18 protein-coding genes and 3 tRNA genes are annotated in these 19,949 nt (G+C 58.5%); 15 read left to right on the top strand and 6 right to left on the bottom strand.

Annotated elements, in window-relative coordinates; genetic code table 11:
• Positions 1–2,054, bottom strand: a 2,054-nt coding sequence (locus tag BF99_RS0114590; RefSeq protein ID WP_231471401.1) for a Calx-beta domain-containing protein, incomplete at its 3' end; no start/stop codon positions are given.
• On the opposite strand from BF99_RS0114590, the gene BF99_RS23810 reads away from it, so the two are divergent.
• Positions 2,035–2,262 carry a hypothetical protein gene (locus tag BF99_RS23810; RefSeq protein WP_231471399.1) on the top strand — a complete coding sequence of 76 codons (228 nt, stop codon included), beginning with the start codon at positions 2,035–2,037 and terminating at the stop codon, positions 2,260–2,262. The two genes, BF99_RS0114590 and BF99_RS23810, sit on opposite strands and share 20 nt — an antisense overlap.
• Before the next feature lie 1,078 nt (positions 2,263–3,340).
• On the opposite strand, the gene BF99_RS0114580 is transcribed toward BF99_RS23810, so the two are convergent.
• Positions 3,341–3,416: transfer RNA gene (locus BF99_RS0114580), tRNA-Asn, on the bottom strand.
• Positions 3,417–3,676: 260 nt separating this feature from the next.
• Between BF99_RS0114580 and uvrB the strand changes: the two genes are divergently transcribed.
• The 13 genes from uvrB to BF99_RS23470 all read left to right on the top strand — a co-directional run bounded on the left by uvrB (position 3,677) and on the right by BF99_RS23470 (position 14,392).
• Entirely contained in the window at positions 3,677–5,710 is a 2,034-nt protein-coding gene (gene uvrB, locus BF99_RS21085) for an excinuclease ABC subunit UvrB (protein ID WP_038098530.1), read from the top strand.
• Between the two features lie 227 nt (positions 5,711–5,937).
• A tRNA-Val gene (locus BF99_RS0114560) sits at positions 5,938–6,012 on the top strand.
• A 363-nt stretch (positions 6,013–6,375) separates the two neighbouring features.
• Positions 6,376–6,891, top strand: coding sequence for a translation initiation factor IF-3 (gene infC / locus BF99_RS0114545; protein WP_081759291.1), 516 nt, complete (start codon positions 6,376–6,378; stop codon positions 6,889–6,891).
• 269 nt (positions 6,892–7,160) lie between these two features.
• A complete protein-coding gene (rpmI, locus tag BF99_RS0114540; RefSeq protein ID WP_025771513.1) occupies positions 7,161–7,358 on the top strand; it encodes a 50S ribosomal protein L35 in 198 nt (65 codons plus the stop codon).
• 154 nt (positions 7,359–7,512) lie between these two features.
• Entirely contained in the window at positions 7,513–7,866 is a 354-nt protein-coding gene (gene rplT, locus BF99_RS0114535; RefSeq protein ID WP_025771512.1) for a 50S ribosomal protein L20, read from the top strand.
• 154 nt (positions 7,867–8,020) lie between these two features.
• The gene (gene pheS / locus BF99_RS0114530; RefSeq protein ID WP_038098540.1) at positions 8,021–9,016 is read left to right on the top strand and encodes a phenylalanine--tRNA ligase subunit alpha; all 996 of its coding nucleotides are present in this window, start codon (positions 8,021–8,023) and stop codon (positions 9,014–9,016) included.
• 15 nt (positions 9,017–9,031) lie between these two features.
• Positions 9,032–11,479, top strand: a complete 2,448-nt coding sequence (pheT, locus tag BF99_RS0114525; RefSeq protein ID WP_025771510.1) for a phenylalanine--tRNA ligase subunit beta — start codon at positions 9,032–9,034, stop codon at positions 11,477–11,479.
• 193 nt (positions 11,480–11,672) lie between these two features.
• Positions 11,673–12,017 carry an integration host factor subunit alpha gene (locus BF99_RS0114520; RefSeq protein WP_025771509.1) on the top strand — a complete coding sequence of 115 codons (345 nt, stop codon included), beginning with the start codon at positions 11,673–11,675 and terminating at the stop codon, positions 12,015–12,017.
• Positions 12,018–12,256: 239 nt separating this feature from the next.
• Positions 12,257–12,529 (top strand): hypothetical protein, encoded by a 273-nt coding sequence (locus tag BF99_RS0114515; RefSeq protein WP_025771508.1) that lies wholly within the window; start codon positions 12,257–12,259, stop codon positions 12,527–12,529.
• Positions 12,526–12,984 (top strand): antibiotic biosynthesis monooxygenase family protein, encoded by a 459-nt coding sequence (locus BF99_RS0114510; RefSeq protein WP_197019172.1) that lies wholly within the window; start codon positions 12,526–12,528, stop codon positions 12,982–12,984. Before BF99_RS0114515 ends, BF99_RS0114510 begins: the two co-directional genes overlap by 4 nt.
• Before the next feature lie 160 nt (positions 12,985–13,144).
• Positions 13,145–13,339 carry a hypothetical protein gene (locus BF99_RS23805; RefSeq protein WP_231471397.1) on the top strand — a complete coding sequence of 65 codons (195 nt, stop codon included), beginning with the start codon at positions 13,145–13,147 and terminating at the stop codon, positions 13,337–13,339.
• Positions 13,317–13,393: transfer RNA gene (locus BF99_RS0114500), tRNA-Pro, on the top strand. The genes BF99_RS23805 and BF99_RS0114500 overlap by 23 nt, the downstream gene beginning before the upstream one ends.
• 366 nt (positions 13,394–13,759) lie before the next feature.
• Positions 13,760–14,392, top strand: a complete 633-nt coding sequence (locus BF99_RS23470; protein WP_197019171.1) for a tetratricopeptide repeat protein — start codon at positions 13,760–13,762, stop codon at positions 14,390–14,392.
• 144 nt (positions 14,393–14,536) lie between these two features.
• Here BF99_RS23470 and ahcY read toward each other — a convergent pair whose 3' ends face one another.
• The 4 genes from ahcY to BF99_RS23045 form a co-directional block, all read right to left on the bottom strand.
• Positions 14,537–15,832 carry an adenosylhomocysteinase gene (gene ahcY, locus BF99_RS0114485; RefSeq protein WP_025771503.1) on the bottom strand — a complete coding sequence of 432 codons (1,296 nt, stop codon included), beginning with the start codon at positions 15,830–15,832 and terminating at the stop codon, positions 14,537–14,539.
• A 266-nt stretch (positions 15,833–16,098) separates the two neighbouring features.
• The gene (gene metK, locus BF99_RS0114470) at positions 16,099–17,262 is read right to left on the bottom strand and encodes a methionine adenosyltransferase (protein WP_025771502.1); all 1,164 of its coding nucleotides are present in this window, start codon (positions 17,260–17,262) and stop codon (positions 16,099–16,101) included.
• A 257-nt stretch (positions 17,263–17,519) separates the two neighbouring features.
• On the bottom strand, positions 17,520–17,696 hold the full coding sequence (locus BF99_RS23050) for a hypothetical protein (RefSeq protein ID WP_156013339.1): 177 nt from the start codon (positions 17,694–17,696) through the stop codon (positions 17,520–17,522).
• Between the two features lie 322 nt (positions 17,697–18,018).
• Positions 18,019–18,246 carry a hypothetical protein gene (locus tag BF99_RS23045; RefSeq protein ID WP_156013337.1) on the bottom strand — a complete coding sequence of 76 codons (228 nt, stop codon included), beginning with the start codon at positions 18,244–18,246 and terminating at the stop codon, positions 18,019–18,021.
• A gap of 356 nt (positions 18,247–18,602) precedes the next feature.
• On the opposite strand from BF99_RS23045, the gene hrcA reads away from it, so the two are divergent.
• Positions 18,603–19,754: a heat-inducible transcriptional repressor HrcA gene (hrcA, locus tag BF99_RS0114435; RefSeq protein ID WP_231471396.1), complete on the top strand. Its 1,152-nt coding sequence runs from the start codon at positions 18,603–18,605 to the stop codon at positions 19,752–19,754.
• Positions 19,755–19,949: the final 195 nt, after the last annotated feature.

Raw genomic sequence — 19,949 nt, 5'->3', positions numbered from 1 at the left:
GTCAGGGTGTTCTGGTTGCCGGCTCTGCCGGGGTTGGTATCGACCCGTATATCGGCGATCGATGGTTGCGCCAAGGTCACCGTCACGTTATTGCTCGGCGGGCTTGTCAATCGGACGGTGATCTCTTTGCTTTCCCCGCCCTCGACGACTTGCAATGTCGTGTCGGAGAGGATCACGGACTGCGTGCCGCTATCCGTTATCGCCACACTCATCGTCGTCTTGCTGGTGCCTTCGTAGTTGGCGGTGCCGGCGAATCTGAAACTGATGGTCGCAGTCTCATCGTCTTCGTCTTCGTCGCTGCTTGCGGAGACCTCGATGGTTTGGGGTTGGTTCCAATTCGATGAGGTGAATATCAGTTTGTTTTGGTTACCGGAGGTTCTTTCATCGGTATCAACAGAGATACCAAGAGGATGAAGGACGAAAATCTCAAGTTCTTCGCCACTGCCCAAGGGGGTGGTCCTCGCCAATTCGATCTCGAAGGTGGCGGTCTCGCCTTCGTTGATCGTCAGGCTCCCCGGCGAAAGGGTCAGATCTGGAGGATCGTCATCGCGGGCGTCGATGTCTACCGTTAAATTCGTAATGTCATAGCCAAAACCCGAAGCCATGAGTTCGATGCTCGATGGCCCCTCATCGACCGCATCGGGGTCTTCGGCCACGGTTATCCCTATATTTTGGTTGACATTCCAGTTATCGGGTGTGAAAACGAGGAATTCATCGCCGGGGACCCTCGTCACATCACTTGAAGATCCTTCGGTGATGTCGCTGCGGATATAGATGTTATGGCTCGGTTGGTGCGAGAGTGCGACACCTAGATTAGTGCCCGTGCCTCCTTCTCTCGCAGTTAGCGGAGAAGAAGGAGTAGTGACTGGAGTAGTGACTATCGTGATATCATCATCGGCGACCGATACCGACACGCTGCCGGTGACGCTGGCATAGTCGCCACCCGCTGCCGTCAGGGAGATCGTTGCTGTATCTGGGACTCTATCCGTATCATCCTCGGCGGCGGTGACGGTTACCGTTTGGGTCGTTTCCCAGTCGCTGGCCGTGAAGGTCAAGGTGGAAGGGTTGAAAGTCACGTCGGTGTTAGCGGTTACGCTTTGCGCCAAATTCACCGTTACGGAAGCACTCGGCTCGCTCGCCAACCGTACTGTGAAGGTGGCAGTGTCGTCCTCGGCTAACGACAGATTCTTACTTGAGATCGTCAACTCCGCGGTATCGTTATCGTTCACTGTTACCGTCACACTGCCGGTAGCACTAGCGTAAGTGCCACCCACAGCAGTTAGATCAATCGTCGCCGTACCTTGGGCAGCATCATCATCCTCTGCGGCGGAGACGGTTACCGCTTGGGGACTAGCAAAATCGTTGGCTGTGAAAGTCAGCGTGTTTTGATTGCCGGCTGCATTGAGATCGGTATCGACTTTGACATCGGTATTTGAAGGCTGAGCCAAAGTCACCGTCACGCTAACGGTCGGGGCTTTTGCCAGCCGTACCATGAGGGTACCACTGCCCCCCTCATCGACCGATAGGCTTACCGGAGTCATCATCAATCCGTCGACGTCATCATTGATCAACGATACCGTCACGCTGCCGGTGGCGCTAGCGTAGCCTCCACCCGAAGCCGTTAGACCGACCGTTGCCGATCCATTGCTACTTAAGTCACCGTTAACGGTTACGGTTATCGGTTGTGCTGTGCTCCAATTGCTAGTCGTGAAGGTCTGTGAGGTAGCGGAGAGGGTAAGGTTGCTGGAATTGGTTCCGCCTGGTGCCAAGGTGACCGTCACGTCGCTGCTAGGCGCGGTTGCCAACGCCACATTGAAGCTGGCTCCCGCACTATCACCTTCAAGAATCGTCAGAGCATTCCTCGAAAGAATGAAGGCGGGGGTGTCGTCATCATCGTCTATCGTAATCCTTACATCGGCTTGGTATTGAGTAGCGTTGTCGGTACCTCTCAACTGCAATGTCGCATTATCATTCTCCCCGCCATCGCCATCGTCATCGGTGGCGGTGACGGTCACCGTCTGCTCGATATTCCAGTTGGCGGAGCTGAAAGTCAAAGCACGAGGGGAAAATTCAATATCCGAATCCGAATTGGAGGGGGCTTCGGTCAATCTGATTGACACATTTGAAGCCGGCAGTCGGTTCAGTCTGACAGTGAAGGAAGCCTCGCCGTTTTCAGTGACACTCAGTGAAGAGTTGGAAACGACTATTCCGTGGTCGGCGTCTTTGACGGTGACCGCTACGCTGCCGGTGACGCCGGTGTAGTCTCCGCCCGAGGCAGACAGTTCAATCGTCGCCATGTCGTCAATCCCGTCACTGTCCTTCTGAGCAGTGACGGTTACCGTTTGAGCCGTTGCCGAGTTGGTGGTCGTGAATGTCAATGTGGCCTGATTGCCGGTTGTGCCGGAGTCGGTATCAATTGTCACATCGGTATTTGATGGCTGAGTCAAAGTCACCGTCACATCGGCACTCGGCACGGTTGCCAACCTCACTGTGAAAGTTTTAGTCAAATTGGCATCTTCATAAAACGTCAGGCTGCTATTCGAGAACGTGAACCCAGGGCTTTGCGAGTACGCAACCCCGGCATAAGACAATAAAAGGAGTCCGCTTGCGGACATCCACAAGAACCCGATCATTTTTCGGAGCGTCAAAGATCTCTCGGCGAAAATCGCATGGAGAGTTTTCATGGGCCGTCTTCCCCTGTTGGTACGAAGGATCATCGTCCTCGTCAGTACGAGGTACCCGAAGGCGGGCGCTACGAGATCGATCGGGTTTGTTTGGATGAGTATCCGCTCGGTCTCGGCGACACCCGGATCGGCAATCGTTGCCGCCGGATACCCGCCCAAGATCGAAGCGGGCTCAATTTTGCACTTTCCACCGGCAAGCGTCAACTATTTACGGGATCATCGGTGATGCCATCTCCTCGGATTTCGAGGTCGAATGGCGGATTGCAGTCGATCGGAGCCGGTCGGATCCAAGATATCTTCAACGGAATCGGCGGAGGATGTGCTAAGGGTGGAGTCGATGAGGCGAGCCACCGGGGGAAATTCGCCAAGGAAATTCAAAATGCGATTGCATCGACCGCAGCCGCTCGCTCGGAGCCTGCGCGGATTTGCGAATACAATTTCACAAGACGAATTCGTTCGCGAAACGCAACTCGTCCCGATCCGGCCCACAATCGGCAAAGAAAATAAGGCTGTTTCGGGGGATGATGCCGCTTCGAAGGCCTGACGATCCTTGCGCGGCTTTCAGCGACATCCAAAGGATCGAAGACCGGCGAAGACCCCGAAGCGGCTGCCTTTTCTAAGGGCTCGCTTCGGATTCGCCGCTTCGATTGAGGGTTTGGCTCCCCGGGACGGGCTCGAACCGCCGACCTAGTGATTAACAGTCACCCGCTCTACCGACTGAGCTACCGGGGATTTGAAAAAACTCGAATGTGGGGGATCATACGCGTTCGAGCCTTGGGAATCAATAGGGCGTCGTCGTTTTTTCGGCGAAATATTTCGGATCCAAGACCGAATCCTTGTACGATCCGCCGATCATCGATCGCTTCGGACAATCTTGATCTGCAAATCATCCATTCTTTTTTCCATTCTTTTCCATTTTCTTTCCGGCAAATTTCCGGCAAATCTTTTCCCGATAACCCCACCTTCCGGCAAATCTTCCTCGAATACCGACCATGAAAGCGCGCCCCTTGCAAGTGATTTCCGATTTCAAAGCCGCCGGCGATCAGCCGCTGGCGATCAGACGGCTTTTCGAGGGCATATCCGACGGTCTTTCCCATCAAACCCTGCTGGGAGTGACCGGATCGGGAAAGACCTTCACGGTGGCCAAGGTCATCGAGCAAGCCGAGCGCCCGGCGATGATCCTGGCGCCGAACAAGACCCTCGCCGCCCAGCTCTACGCCGAGATGCGGGAGTTCTTCCCGAATAACTCGGTCGAATATTTCGTTTCCTATTACGACTATTACCAGCCGGAGGCTTATGTCCCCTCGACCGATACCTATATCGAGAAGGATTCCTCCATCAACGATCATATCGAGCAGATGCGCCTGTCCGCGACCAAGGCGCTGCTCGAATACAAGGACTGCGTGATCGTGGCCACGGTCTCGGCGATCTACGGTCTCGGGGATCCCGTCTCCTACCACTCGATGGTGCTGCATCTGGTGCGGGGGGAGCGCATCGATCAGCGATTCATCCTCAGGCGCTTGGCGGAGATGCAGTACACCCGCAACGAAACCGACCTCCATCGCGGCACCTATCGGGTGCGGGGCGAGGTGATCGATATCTACCCTGCGGAATCCGAGCGCGATGCGGTGCGGATCGAACTCTTCGATGACGAGATCGAGCAACTCAGTCAGTTCGATCCCCTCACCGGCGAGGTTCTGTTGCGGGTGCCGCGTCTGACGATCTACCCGAAGAGCCATTACGTCACTTCAAGGGATCGGGTGGTCGATGCCGTCGAGCGGATCGAGGAGGAACTGGCGGGCCATCTGGATGTTCTTCGCCGAGGGAATCGCTTGGTCGAGGCCCAGCGTTTGGAGCAAAGAACGCGTTTCGATATCGAGATGATGAGCGAGATCGGCCATTGCAAGGGGATCGAGAACTACTCGCGCTATCTATCGGGGAGAGAGCCGGGCGAACCGCCGCCGACCCTTTTCGATTACCTGCCCCCCGAATCCCTCCTGTTCATCGACGAAAGCCATGTCACCGTGCCCCAGCTGGGGGCGATGTATCGCGGCGATCGCTCCCGCAAGGAAACCTTGGTCGAATACGGCTTCCGTTTGCCTTCGGCGCTCGATAACCGCCCCTTGCGCTTCGAGGAATTCGAGCGCCTCGCCCCCCAGACGATCTTCGTCTCCGCCACCCCGGGCACCTACGAGCGAGAGCACGCGCAGGAGATCGTCGAGCAGGTGGTGCGTCCGACCGGCTTGGTCGACCCTCAAGTCGACATTCGCCCCGCCTCCTCTCAGGTCGACGATCTCCTTTCCGAAATCCGCCTTCGCACCGACGCCAAGGAGCGGGTGCTGGTCACCACCTTGACCAAAAGGATGGCCGAGGATCTGACCGACTACCTCTCCGAGCACGGCGTTCGCGTGCGCTATCTGCATTCGGATATCGATACCGTCGAGCGCGTCGAGATCATCCGCGATCTGCGCTTGGGCGAATTCGATGTATTGGTCGGCATCAATCTCCTGCGCGAAGGCTTGGACATGCCCGAGGTCTCGCTGGTGGCGGTGCTCGATGCCGATAAAGAGGGTTTCTTGCGCTCGGATCGATCCCTGATCCAGACCATCGGCCGGGCGGCGCGCAATATCAACGGCAGTGCCATTCTCTATGCGGATTCCGTCACCGGCTCGATGCAAAGAGCCATCGACGAGACCAATCGTCGGCGCAAACGACAGATCGAGTTCAACCAAGCGCACGGGATCGTTCCCCGCGGGATCAGCAAGGGAGTCAGCGATATCTTGGAGGTGGCATCCGTCCCCGGCCGAGGTGGCAGCGGCTTGAAACGGGGATACGACAAAGTGGCGGAATCGCTATCGAACTACGCCGCCTTGTCTCCGAAAGCCCTTGCAACCCGGTTGCGCAAGATGGAGCAGCAGATGTACAAGCATGCCGCCAACCTCGAATTCGAGGAGGCGGCCAAGATGCGGGACGAACTGCAGGCGATGCGGGATCACGGACTCGCCACCGCCGCCGGAGGGCATTGAGCGCCTCGGCATTGTTGCCATGCCGGGATTTTTCGATGGACGCCCGCCTTGCCCGCGCGGGGTATTTTGCGATTCGGATTCGACTCCCGATCATCGTGGAATCGTCGCTTGATTGGCCATTCGATTGAACGCTCGGTTGTTTTTTGTGATTTTTCGGCATTTTTCGCTCATGAAATATTGCGATGAAGCGAATAAGTCGTTATCATTCGCAGGATTGTTTTGAATGAAGGCGCGTAGCTCAGTGGTAGAGCACCACGTTGACATCGTGGGGGTCGGTGGTTCAATCCCACTCGCGCCTACCATTTTTTGATCGGCGGCGGAAGGCGATACGATCTTTTTCCCATCGCGGCTTTTTCGTGTGGATGTGGAATTTGCCGGCGGCCATCGCCGTTGAATCCCATATCGGATATTCCGTCGAGAGGGTCGGAAAGAGTATCGAGAAGACACCGAAGCCTGCGGCCGAACCTCGATCTTTCAAAGGCGGGGCGGCTTTGCTTCGGTGTATCATTACCGGCCATCGTGCCCGAGTTGCCTTCATAAGAAGGCGGACTTGGCATCGATCAAGAGTGAGAGCGTTCGGGGGGAAGGCGTTCGGAGGGCTTGCAAAGCCCGTTCCATTTCATCGCCTTTGAAGGGTATTCATCGGTATTTAGGAGAAGTCCGAGATCGCAGCGGAAAAAAGGAATCGGGTCAACGCCGAGATCGAGGCCGAAACCATTCGGCTGATCGGGGATGCGGGGGATCAACGAGGAATCGTCTCTCGCGCCGAGGGGTTGAAACTCGCCGAAGAAGATGGGCTTGACCTCGTCGAGATCGCGCCTCATGCCGAGCCGCCGGTTTGTCGGTTGATGAACTTCGGGAAGTTCCTCTTCCAGCAAAACAAGCGGCGAACTGCGGCCAAGAAGAAGCAGGCTCAGGCGCAAATCAAGGAAGTCAAGTTTCGTCCGGGGACGGAGGAAGCGGATTACCAGACCAAACTCCGCAACCTCAAGCGTTTTTTGGCCAACGGAGACAAGGTGAAGGTGACCTTGTGGTTCAGAGGGCGCGAGATTCGTCACCAAGACTTGGGTTCCAAGATACTGAAACGGGTGGAAGGCGACCTCGATGATCTTGCGAAGGTCGAGCAATTCCCGAAGATGGAAGGAAGGCGGATGTCGATGGTGCTGTCTCCGCGTCGATGATCCGACATCTTCCTTCCCAAGCGAACGAAAGGATCTTGTCGAGAAGACCTTGCTTATCGTCGAGGGATATTCCTTCGAGAACAGGTCTTTCCTCATAACGGCCTTTCGAGATGCATCGGGTGGTGGCTCCGGCACGCAGTCAAGACCTCCAAGCACACCGACTTGAAGCGCGCGCTTGTATCGGGCACCTTAGGCTTGGGTACCCCAAGTTCAGGCACATCAGGAAAGTTCCGCATTGAAAGCGGACGGTCGATAAGGAATCGTTCATCATGCCGAAGATGAAAACCAAGCAGGCGGCGTCCAAACGCTTCAAACAGACGGGCACGGGGCGGTTGAAACGCATCCAGTCCCATCGTCGCCATATCCTGACCAAGAAAAGCACGAAGCGCAAAAGACATCTGCGCTTCCCCGAGGCGGTTTCCGCCGCCGATGCGCCATCGGTGCGCAGAATGCTCGTCGGCGCCTAGGGTGCCCTGACCCAAAGCGCCCCAAGGCGATCGCTCCACGGATCGACTGCTTTCGATATTTTTTCGATGATGCGGGTTCTGACGAGCCTCGTTTTCTCGCATCACCTCGTCGATTCGAGCCGCGATTTCGGTTTTCACCAGGAGATAAGGCAATATGCCCCGCGTCAAACGAGGCGTGACCGCGCACGCTCGCCACAAGAAGATACTCGCTCAGGCCAAGGGATATCGCGGACGGCGCAAAAGCACATTCAAGGTTGCGAAGCAGGCGGTGATCCGCGCCGGGCAGATGGCCTATCGGGATCGTCGTCAGCGCAAGCGGCAGTTTCGCTCTTTATGGATCGTGCGTATCAATGCCGCCGCTCGACGCAACGGCCTTTCTTATAGCCAGCTGATGAACGGTTTCGGCAAAGCCGGTATCGCCGTCGACCGCAAGATCCTTGCCGATCTTGCCGTGAGAGACGAGCAGGCATTTTCTCGCTTGGCCGAGCAGGCCCGGGCGAGCCTTTAGATTCATCCTCGCATCGTCGTCTTTTCGACGAATTGCCATCCCTTCGAAGTCCGATAAAGTCCGAGACGACCCTACCTTTGGTTCCAATGGCGGGCAGGGTCGATAAAGCGGATATCGATCGATGAGGGGAAGGTCGTTCGAGATGACCTTCGAAATGAAAAGCCCTCCCCTCGATGCCCTTTTGACGAGCGCGCTCGAAGCGATCGCCGCCGCCGATACATTGAGCGAGCTCGATGCGGTTCGGGTGCGCTTTCTCGGACGGCAAGGGGAAATCACCGCGCAACTGAAATCGCTCGGCTCCTTGGCCGTCGAGGAGCGGCCGGAAGCGGGCAAGCGCATCAACGACGGTAAACGCTCGATACAAGCGTCCTTGGATGCCCGCAAGGCGGTGCTATCGGCGGATGCTTTGCAATCGCGGCTGATCGAGGAGGGGGTCGATATCACCTTGCCCGGCCGAGGGCAGCGAAGCGGTGGGCTGCATCCGGTCACCCGCACCCTCGATCGGATATGTTCGCTCTTTCGTTCGGTGGGTTTCGAGGTCGCCGAAGGCCCCGAAATCGAAGATGATTATTACAACTTCGAAGCCCTCAATATCCCGGCGCATCATCCGGCGCGGGCAATGCAAGACACTTTTTATTTCCCCGACGGGCGATTGCTTCGCACCCATACCTCCCCGGTGCAGATCCGGGTGATGGAGAAGCAAAGCCCGCCGCTTCGCATCATCGCCCCCGGCCGCGTCTATCGCAGCGACTCCGACCAGACCCATACCCCGATGTTCCATCAGGTAGAGGGGCTGATGGTGGGCGAGGATGTGAGTTTTGCGCATCTGAAAGGGATCCTGCACGAGTTTTTGCGGAATTTCTTCGAGGCCGACGATCTCGATATCCGCTTCCGACCCTCTTATTTCCCCTTCACGGAGCCATCGGCGGAGGTCGATATTCGGCGCGGCGCCGGCGGCGATTGGCTGGAGGTCTTGGGATCGGGAATGGTGCATCCCAAGGTATTGGAGAACTGCGGCATCGATAGCGAGCGCTATACCGGATTCGCTTTCGGGCTCGGGGTCGAGCGTTTCGCGATGCTGCGCTACGGGGTCGACGACCTGCGGATGTTCTTCGAAAACGATCTGCGTTTTCTGCGGCAGTTCGCCTGAAATGGTCATCGAAGCGTGAAATTCAGCGAGCGCTGGATGAGGCAGTGGGTCGATCCCCCGCTTGATACCCAAGCGTTGGGGGAGCGGCTGACGGCTGCGGGTCTCGAAGTCGAGTCGATCGACTCCGTTGCCGGTCGAATCGAAGGGGTGGTGGTCGGCGAAATCGTCGCCGTCGAACCCCATCCCGGGGCCGACCGCCTGTATCTTTGCGAGGTGATCGACGGGAGCGGCCAAAGCGCCAAGGTGGTTTGCGGGGCGCCGAATGTGCACTCGGGGATGCGATCCGCCTTCGCCCGCATCGGGGGCCGTTTGCCCGACGGCAAGAAGATTCGCGCAAGCCGCATCCGGGGCGAGCAATCGCAAGGGATGCTTTGCTCCGCCGTCGAGTTGGGGATCGGGGAGGACGCCGACGGCATCATCGATCTCGGGAGGGATGCTCCGGTGGGGGCGGATCTCACCGAGTGGCTGGGCTTGGACGATGCCGTCATCGAGATCGGATTGACCCCCAATCGCGGCGATTGTCTGAGCATCGCCGGGATCGCCCGCGAGGTCGCCTTTGCCTGCGGCACGAAGTTGCATCCACCGGCCGAGGTCTCCGCCACCTTGACCGCGACCATCGACGATACCCTGCCCATCGTCTTGGAGGCTCCGGCGCGTTGCCCGCGCTATGTCGGGCGCATCGTGCGCAATATCGATCCCGGCATTCCCAGTCCGCTATGGATTTGCGAGCGATTGCGCCGTTGTGGGGTGCGCCCGCTCTCGCTGGTGGTCGATATCACCAACTATGTGATGCTCGAACTCGGGCAGCCTTTGCACGCCTTCGACCTCGACCGTATCGACAGGGAGATCAGGGTGCGAGAGGCCTTGGAAGGGGAGGAGTTGGTCTTGCTGGACGGCACTCGGCACCTGCTCGATGCGAAGTCCTTGGTTATCGCCGATGCCTCGCAAGCGGTGGCCCTTGCCGGGATCATGGGCGGGGAGGGCAGCAAGGTCAGCGAATCCACCCGCAATGTCTTTTTCGAAGGGGCGTGGTTCGAACCGCGCGGGATCGCCTTGGAAGCGCGGCGGCGTTCGATGCACACCGATGCCTCGCATCGCTTCGAGCGCATCGTTTCCCCGCAGTTGCAGCGCGATGCCATCGAGCGGGCGAGCGCTTTGTTGGTCGAGATTGCCGGCGGCGAAGCCGGGCCGCTTTGCGAGGCGACGGCTGCGGATGACTTGCCCGGCAGCGAATCCATCCGCTTGCGCAGCGCCCGCATCGACAGAATTCTCGGCACCGCCGTCTCGCCGCCCGATGTGGTCGATTTCCTTTCCCGGTTGGGCATGACGGTAGAGGAGATCGAGGCCTCGGAGGAGCAGTGTGTTTGGCAGGTGAGCGTGCCGCCTTTCCGGCCGGATATCGGCACCGAGATCGACCTGATCGAGGAGGTGGCGCGAGGTGTCGGCTTCGATGCCATCCCCGAGAGCATGCCTCGGATCGAGCTGTCCTTCGCCGGTGTGCCGGAAGATCGGGTCGATGAAGGGCGCATTCGTACCTTGTTGATCGATCGCGGATATCACGAGGCATTGACCTATAGCTTCGTGGACGCCCGACGACAAGCGCATTTCTCGGTGCTGTCGGCTGCGGGCGCGAAGGATGCGCAGCCGATCCCGCTTGCCAATCCCATCGCCTCGGATATGGGGGTGATGCGGACCACGATGTGGCCGGGGCTGGTGCACGCCGCCGCCCGCAACAGCAAACGGCAACAGCCGCGGGTACGGCTTTTCGAGATCGGCCGGGTCTTTTTCGAATGCCCCGACCGGCAAGGCGAGACTCGCTTGGAGCAGCCCACGATGATCGGCGGCATCGCCGTCGGCTCGACCCTGCCGCTACAATGGTCGGCTTCGGCCCTCGATGCCGATTTCCATGATATCAAGAACGATATCGAGGCGATCATCGGCCTTTCGGGTAAGAGAGTGGAGTTCGAACAAGCCGAAATCTTGGGGCTGCATCCGGCAAGGTGCGCTGTCATCATGCACCGAGGGCAGAGCATCGGACGAGTCGGGGCGCTGCATCCGGATCTCGCCGATGAGTTTCGAATCAAAGGCGCGCTGCTTTTCGAGTTGCGTTTGGATGCGATCCTCGACAAGGCGGTGCCGCAGTTCGAGGGTTTTTCGAGATTCCCCGCCGTGCGCCGGGACCTTTCGCTGCTGGTGCCGGAGACGGTGCAGTGTGCGGCTTTGAATGCCCGCATTCTCGAGATCGGAGGCTCTTTGGCGGATTCCGAAATTCTCGAGGATGTGGAGGTCTTCGATGTCTATCAGGGCAAGGGGCTCGATCCGGGCAGAAAAAGCGTATCGCTCAGGTTGACCTTCCGCTCTATGACCCGCACCCTCGACGATGCGGAAGTCGACGCCTACTTGGAGAAGACCCTCGTTTCTTTGCGCGAAGATCCGGGGGCGATTTTGCGAGGCGATTCCTAAGGGCGGGGGAATGGCGAGGAAAGAGCGAGCGATCATCGCCCGCAGCCCCCCGCTGGAGCAAGGCTCGTATTCGTCTTTTTCGAACGATCCTCGTCGGCATGGTATTCGGCGCTTCACAAATCCCTCGATGATCGAGGTGGCCGAGCGCGACGACCTGCACGATATACCTGCACGATATGATGGAAAAGCCCTCATGAAACTCACCAAAGCCGGAATGGCGGAAAATCTCTACGAAGAGATCGGCTTGAGCAAGACCGAATCCCGGGATTTGGTCGGGCTCTTTTTCGATACGATCGGCGATCGATTGGAAAGCGGAGAACAGGTCAAGATCTCCGGCTTCGGGAATTTCGATCTGCGTTGGAAGAAGGAGCGCTCGGGCAGGAACCCCAAGACCGGCGAGGAGCATCGGATCAGCGCCCGTCGGGTGGTCACCTTCCATCCCAGCGATAAGTTGAGGGATAAGTTGAAAGCCGGCGATATGGACGCCGATGCGAATGCCGATGCGGACGATGATTCGCAAGCGGACACGCCCTTTTGACGATTCGCTCGCTATTCGGGCGAACAACCAAGCAAGCCATCACCGACAACTGCGACCTGCCGAGCCGGTCGGTTTTTTCGCATCCGCCATGCCAAGACGCATCGGCGAAGGCGTTTGCTAAGACCCCGAAGCCAAATCACGGCTGAAAGAATGAGAGACGCCGGCGGGTGAACTGGTAGCCCGGCGATCGATGAGCATCGAGCAGGTAAGCCGTCATCGCATCCGAAGAGGTCTATCCCGTGGATTTCGTTGTCTTTATCGCCATCGTCCTCATCTACATTACCTTCGTCACGATCCACATCTTCGCCGGGCTCTTCCTCTGGCGCATCCAAGGAGTGAGCGTATCCGCCATGCTCTCGGTCGTCGCCTACATCTTCGGTGGTGCAGTTGCAATCATCATCGAGGATGCGGCGTTGGGCAAGACGATTGCCATCATCGTTTGCATCGACATCGTTTTTCGTGCAGGGGTCCATGTCTGTCGGCGAATCCGACAGAATGGGAGCGAACGATGAAAGACGAAACCAAGTACCGCATCGAGGATGAGCCCGCCGTGAGCGCGGTATCGAAAGGGGCAGGGAACCCGGCAGCGGATAGTGCGATGAGCGCTGCAACCACCGCCCCAATCACCACTGCGACCACCGTATCGCGTTTCGCGCAAATGCCGGATCCTCCTTACTATGCGGTGATCTTCGCCAATCAGGCCTCCGACAAACCGGATGGTTATGCGCAGATGGTGGGCGAAATGCGCGAGATCGCGGCCACGATGCCGGGCTATATCGGCATCGAGAGTGCGCGCGACGAGAACGGTTTTGCGGTAACGGTGAGCTATTGGGAAAGCGAAGATGCCATCGCCGCTTGGCGCAATCATGCGAGACACCGCATCGCCCGGAAGATCGGACGCGAGCGTTGGTACGAGCATTTCGTCTTGCGCATCGCCAAGGTCGAACGCCACTACGACGGTCCTTGAACGATGCCGCCTGCAATCTGCGATAATCCCGGCCGGTGATTGGCGGCAGATAGATTCTTCGAAGATCGGTTGGGCTTCGAGCGTCGGTATCGCTTATCCTTACCCGGTCTTTACGAGAGGGCGAGCGTCGATGAGCGGTGCGGGATCGAGATGGTTCCCGATGCACGCCATTTTTCAAAATGGCTATTTACGAAAAGAGGGATTCAAGGCTATCATTCGCACTTGGGGGATCGCCCGTTTTCGATTCGGCACCATCGATCCGGCGGGAGCCAAGCCCTCGGACCGGAGCGGTTTTCCAAGAAACGGACTTTTTCGGTATCTTTGTTTGTCATCGGGGCGTAGCGCAGCCTGGTAGCGCACCTGAATGGGGTTCAGGTGGTCGGAGGTTCAAATCCTCTCGCCCCGACCAATCTTCTTCGAAAGACCGCTTAGACTCGTGTCGATAAAGAGTCGAGGCGGGTTTCGAGTCTCGCTGTTTCGAACATCGCTTTTATCGACGATTCATCGACATCCCATTGACGGTTCATCACCTTCGGTAGTGGGAATGTATGTGCGATCCGATACTCCCTCGTCGTCTGCTCCGTCGGTATTGAACGCCATGCTGCGGGCTGCGGTAAGACTCTCCTTATCCCCCTTACTCCCCACCTCTTTGTGCCCCTCTCTTGGGCGAGCGCGGGCAAGGGCAAGCGATCTCGCTGTTTGGTCGTGCGCATTATTTCTTTCCATCATCTGCATTTTCTCCGTACCCGCTCTTGCGACCGAGGATCGATACGAGGTGGCGTTGGAGGCGATCGAAAACGGGGATTTCGAGCAAGCCCGACTCACCTTCGAGAGCCTGCACGAAAGCGGGGATCCGCGCGGCTCGAACGGACTCGGGGTGATGTATGTGCGCGGTCAAGGGGTGGAGCGCGATCCCGAACGGGCGGTGCTCCTCTTTCGCAAGGCCGCTCACATGGGGCTTCGCACCGCGCAGAAGAATCTCGGGCAGATGTATTTGGACGGCGACGGCGTGCCGCAGGACGATGCCATGGCGTTGCGCATGTTTCGGCTCGCCGCCGCCCGGGGCGATCCCGATGCGCAATTCAACTTGGGGCTGATGCACTTCAACGGGCGCGAAGTCGAGCAGGATCATGTCAAGGCGATGGAATGGTTTCTCGCCGCCACCACATCGGGGAATGCGGAAGTCCATGCCTATATAGGACATCTTTATCGGGGAGGCTATGGCGTGGCTCGGAACTATGTCCTTGCCTACGCTTGGTATGGGATGGCCGCGGCTTTGGGCTTTGCCGACGGCCCCGAACTTAGGGATCTGATCGCGAGCTACCTCACCCCCTCGCAGCTCGAAGAGGGCCAGCGATTCGCCCGCGACCTATGGCTGGAGATGAACGGTCAATACGCCGAGGGCTAGATCGCTCCCCCTCCTTGCGATACTTTATTTCCCTGATCCCCGACTTGACCCCGGCTCGATCCCGACCCATCCACCTCTCCGCCCGAATCGCATCGAGCCGAAAGGTCCGGGCCGCGCGCGGCAGGGGAGCCGATACGAGCGATATCAATAGCGATAGTACTCTTGCTTGAAAGGCCCTTCGGGATCGACATCGATATATTTCGCCTGCTCATCGCTTAGCCGAGTGAGCCGGACTCCGAGTTTCTCCAAGTGCAAGGCGGCGACCTTCTCGTCCAGTTTTCTCGGCAGCCGGTAGACCTTCTTCTCATAACGATCGGAGTGATTCCAAAGCTCGATCTGGGCCAAGACCTGATTGGTGAAAGAAGCGCTCATCACGAAACTCGGGTGTCCGGTGGCGCAGCCGAGATTGACCAATCGTCCTTCGGCCAAAACGATGATGCGCTTGCCGTCGGGGAATTCCACCTCGTCCACTTGCGGTTTGACCGGATGCCAAGGGTGGTTGCGAAGGGCCTTGATCTGGATCTCGGAGTCGAAGTGGCCGATATTGCAGACGATCGCCCGATCCCGCATCCGGCGCATGTCATCGATGGTGATGACATCGACATTGCCGGTTGCGGTGACGAAGATATCCCCGATCGGTGCGAACTCCTCCATCGTCCCCACTTCGTAGCCCTGCATCGCCGCTTGCAGGGCGCAGATCGGATCGACCTCGGTGATCTTCACCCGCGCCCCTTGGCTGCGCAGACTCTCGGCCGATCCCTTGCCGACGTCGCCGAAGCCGCAGACCACCGCCACCTTGCCCGCGAGCATGATATCGGTGGCGCGTTTGATGCCGTCCACCAGACTCTCGCGGCAGCCATAGAGGTTGTCGAATTTCGATTTCGTCACCGAGTTGTTGACATCGATCGCCGGGGTCATCAAGCGACCGGCCTTTTCCATCTCGTAAAGGCGCAGCACGCCGGTGGTGGTTTCCTCCGAAAGACCGCGTACCTCGCGCATCAGATCGGGGTGTTTTTCGTGCATCACCGCCGTGAGATCCCCGCCGTCATCGAGCAGCAGGTTCGGCCGCCAGCCGTTAGGACCCTCGATGGTGCGATCGATGCACCACCAGAATTCCTCCTCCGACTCGTCCTTCCAAGCGAAGATCGGCACCCCGGAAGCGGCGACGGCCGCCGCCGCATGGTCTTGGGTCGAGAAGATATTGCACGAACTCCAGCGCACCTCGGCGCCGAGTTCGGTCAGCGTTTCGATCAGCACCGCGGTTTGGATGGTGGCATGCAGGCAGCCCGCGATGCGGGCCCCGGCGAGGGGTTTTTGTCCTGCGTACTCGGTGCGCAAGGACATGAGACCGGGCATCTCCGTTTCGGCGATCGCAATCTCCTTTCGCCCCCATTCGGCCAGCGAGAGGTCTTTGACCTTGAAGTCTTCCATTCCATTCATCGTTTCAGGTTCTCGTTCGGTTCGTCGATGGATCGTCAATCGGAGTGTGGTTGGATTGGGGTCGGCTTGCGACTCGATCTTTGTCGCCGGCATCGATGTCGATATCAGCATCGACGCCGGCATCGACGCCGATGCCGGCACTGACGCTCGAAGCCGATGCCGGCACTGACGCTCGAAGCCGATGCCGGCACTGACGCTCGAAGCCGATGACAAGGATCGGCGGCAAGCCCGCTTCGCCCCGCCGTGGCCTACCGCCGAAAGCGGATTCAGGCGAAAGCGCTTTTGAGTTCGGGCACGAGATCCGTCTTTTCCCAAGAAAACCCGCCGTCCGCTTCCGGATCGCGCCCGAAATGGCCGTAGGCCGCGGTGCGGGCATAGATCGGGCGGGAGAGCCCCAGCCTTTGGCGAATGCCGCGCGGCGAGAGATCGACCATCTCCCGAAGCGTTGGCGTCAGGCGCGACTCGTCCACTTGGCAAGTGCCATGGGTATTGACATAGAAGGAGAGCAGATCGGATTCCCCGATGGCGTAGGCGAGCTGGATGGTGCAGCGCTCGGCCAAACCGGCGGCCACGATATTCTTCGCAAGATAGCGGGCGGCATAGGCGGCGGAGCGATCCACCTTGGAGGGATCCTTGCCGGAGAACGCCCCCCCGCCGTGCGGAGCGGATCCCCCGTAGGTATCGACGATGATCTTGCGCCCGGTAAGACCGCAATCGCCGTCGGGGCCGCCGGTGATGAAGGGACCGGCGGGGTTGATATGAAAGCGGGTATCGTCATCGATCCAGCCATCGGGCATCACATCCTTGACGATGCCTTGGACGATCTCCTCGACGCCATCCATCGTCAAAGACTCTTCGTGCTGGGTCGAAACCACGATGGACTGCGCCCTGAAAGGAGTGCCGTTCTCATCGTAGGCCAAGGTCACCTGACTTTTGGAATCGGGGAGGATGCCGGGAATCTTTCCCGCCCGGCGATCATCGGCCATGCGTTTCAATATCCCGTGCGAATAGTGGATGGGGGCGGGCATATAGGCGGGGGTTTCCAAGCAGGCGTAGCCGAACATCAACCCCTGATCTCCGGCGCCCTCGTCCTTGGTTTCGGAGGCATCGACCCCGCGAGCGATATCGGTGGATTGGTGGTGCAAGCGCACATCGACGACGGCTTTTTCCCAGTGAAAACTCTCCTGCTCGTAGCCGATATCCCGGATGACTTCGCGCGCTTTGGCTTCGATCGCCGCCCGATCCGGATCGGGGCGCACTTCGCCGGCGATCACCACCAGATTGGTCGTGCACAGGGTTTCGCACCCGACCCGCACCCGCTCGTCCCCGGTACCGAGGTACATATCGACGATCTCGTCCGAGATACGATCGCAGATCTTATCCGGATGGCCTTCGGAAACCGATTCGCTCGTGAAGAGATGGCTTGGCATTGCTGAGGATCTCCCCTGGTTCAGTCGAAAAAAGACAAGTCGTTCAAAAAAATCGCCCCGAATGGAGCGTCTTCGCTAAAACCCGTGCGCTAAAACCCGAGATGGTTTTGAAGGGGTTTCGCATAGCGTTGCTGCTGCAACCCGCCACTATTCCTTGAATCGCCGAGCGAGCCGGTAGAAGATATCCTCGCCCGAACGGTCCGACCCTATCCGCTCGATGCACCCCATGAGCCACAGAGAGCCAATATCGACACCCGCTATCCCTCCTCGTTTTCGAGATGGATCGATGTCGGCCGGATGGTGCTCCGCTCTACGCTCAGCCCTCGATCGCTCCACTTATATGCGTCTTGCCAATTGGAACTGGATTCCGGGGAGTACCAAAGAGAGAAGAGGCCAAGCGCCATCAGCGCCCAGAAGATCACCCATCCGTTCATGTTACTGGTCCTCTTGATCGATTTGATCGACGGCCCGCTTTCGAGCCATCGGTGCGTTGTAGCGGCATTGGATACCCGAGTGGGGCGGTATCGAAGTCCCGGGGCGCCTCTTCTTATGCACTTCTTGCCAAGGAAATCGCCGGGCTCTTTTCGAAGCCCGATTCGATCGCGCTTTGATCCCGATCGAATCCCGATCGAATCGCAACCGAAGCCCATCGGATCGTGTCCGATGAAAGCCTGCGGATCGCCTGTGCTTGGTCGGCTCCGGCCTTGCATCCTCGACGCAGACGATGCTGCGAACCCTTGCGATCCGGATCCGATCTCAATCAGGGCCGATCGCAATCAGGCCCGACATCCGGCCCGATTTCACAAGACCGAACGAGGGTGGCATCAGTGTCTTGGGGAATGCGAAAATGGAGCATTCGAATACGGCATTTTCAGTATATCCCATGCAGCCCGTCTTGAGGGTCGCCACGAGGAGTTTTTTGGGGGATTTTTCACTCGGCGATGCCAAAATCGAGGCTGTATCGAGCGCTTTTTTCGGCGCCATCGGATGGCATCGGGGCTTGAACTACGAAACGATCGAATCCATATCGGAACCTTGAATCCGTGCCCGATTTCGAAGATCCGATCCGATATTCGAAAAAAACCGCCTCGATGACCTTGCTGCCCGCCGTCCCGACGCATCGGCGCAAACGGAGCCGGGCATAATATCCGCAAGCATCGGGCCGATTCCCGATAGCCGAAAGCGAAACGAGAGGCTATTATCAGCGAACAAGGGTGATTTGCAGGGTATGAGGTACGAGGTATCAAAGTAAAGCACCATGGGTTACAAAGCATCGCGATGTACAAAGCACAAGGTGTTTTCTCGAAGCAAAGGGTGCCCATCGGGCTAGGAGGCGAACCTTGAGCGGGCGTAAAACGCAAACCGAAGGGATTCGAAGTGCGATGGATCGCGCCGGGCGCACGCCGCTGGCCCGCCCGAATCCCGAATCCGAAATTACCCGCACCGCAATCGCTCGCGACCGAGGCCTGAACGAGCGAGCCGAGCACCTCTTCCGGGTGCTGATGCAGCGTTATATCGGCACCGGGCAGCCGGTCGGTTCGCGCACCCTTTCTCGCGATTCGGGGCTGGCTCTAAGTCCGGCGACGGTGCGCAATGTCATGGCGGACCTCGAAGAATGCGGCCTGCTATGCGCTCCCCATACATCCGCCGGTCGCATCCCCACCGTGCAGGGCTATCGCTTCTTCGTCGATTGCTTGCTCGAGGTCGCGCCCATCGACGGCGCCGAATTCGAGCGTTTGCGGCACAGGCTGCAGCGCAAGGACGAGAAAGAATCGCTGATGGACGCCGCCACCTCCGTGATCTCCGATCTGACGCACATGGCGGGCATCGTGATGCTGCCCAAACAGGAGCGGCTGATCCTGCGCCATGTCGAATTCGTGCCTCTTTCTCCCGAACGGATACTCGTGGTGCTCGTGGTCAACGGCACCGAGGTCCAAAACCGGATCATCCGTCCTCGCCGCTCCTGCTCTCGTGCCTTGCTGCAACAGGTGGGCAACTACCTCAACGATGTCTGCGCCGGAAAAGACCTGATGGAAGTGCGCAGATCCCTGCTGCGAGAACTCGAAGAACACCGCGCGGACCTCAACGAGATGATGCTGACCGCGATCGAAATGGCCGACAAGAGCTTCATCGGCGGCAACGACCAGGAAGCGAACCTCCTCGTCTCCGGCCAGACCAACCTGATGGGATACGGCGAACTGGCCGACATGGAAAAACTCCGCCAACTCTTCGACGCCTTCCGCGAGAAAACCGAACTCCTCGAAGTGCTCGACCAATGCCTGGAAGCCGAAGGGGTCCACATCTTCATCGGCGAGGAATCCGGCTACGAAGCATTAGGCGGCTGCAGCGTCGTCAGCGCCCCCTACGAATGCGACGGCGAAGTCTTGGGAGCCCTCGGAGTCATCGGCCCCACCCGCATGGAATACGAACGCGTCGTCCCCATCGTCGACATCACGGCAAGACTGGTCGGCACTGTTTTGCGGGATCACTGAAAAAGACCTTCGTCGGCCTAGGTTCGGGCGGCTGCCACGGGAGAGGTGTGGGGCGATGGCTGGCAAACAGCACCACCTATCCATGCCAGCAGGTGATCCGTTGAGAAACCAGATTCCTCCAGATTCGCAGCATTAGAGTGATATTTGATAGGAATCGAGGAAAAAGGTTCATAATCGGCGATATTTGATAGGAAT

Origin of the sequence: Thioalkalivibrio sp. HK1, assembly GCA_000583135.1 — a bacterium.
Taxonomy (GTDB): domain Bacteria; phylum Pseudomonadota; class Gammaproteobacteria; order HK1; family HK1; genus HK1.
This window is presented reverse-complemented; position numbering and strand designations above follow the sequence as displayed.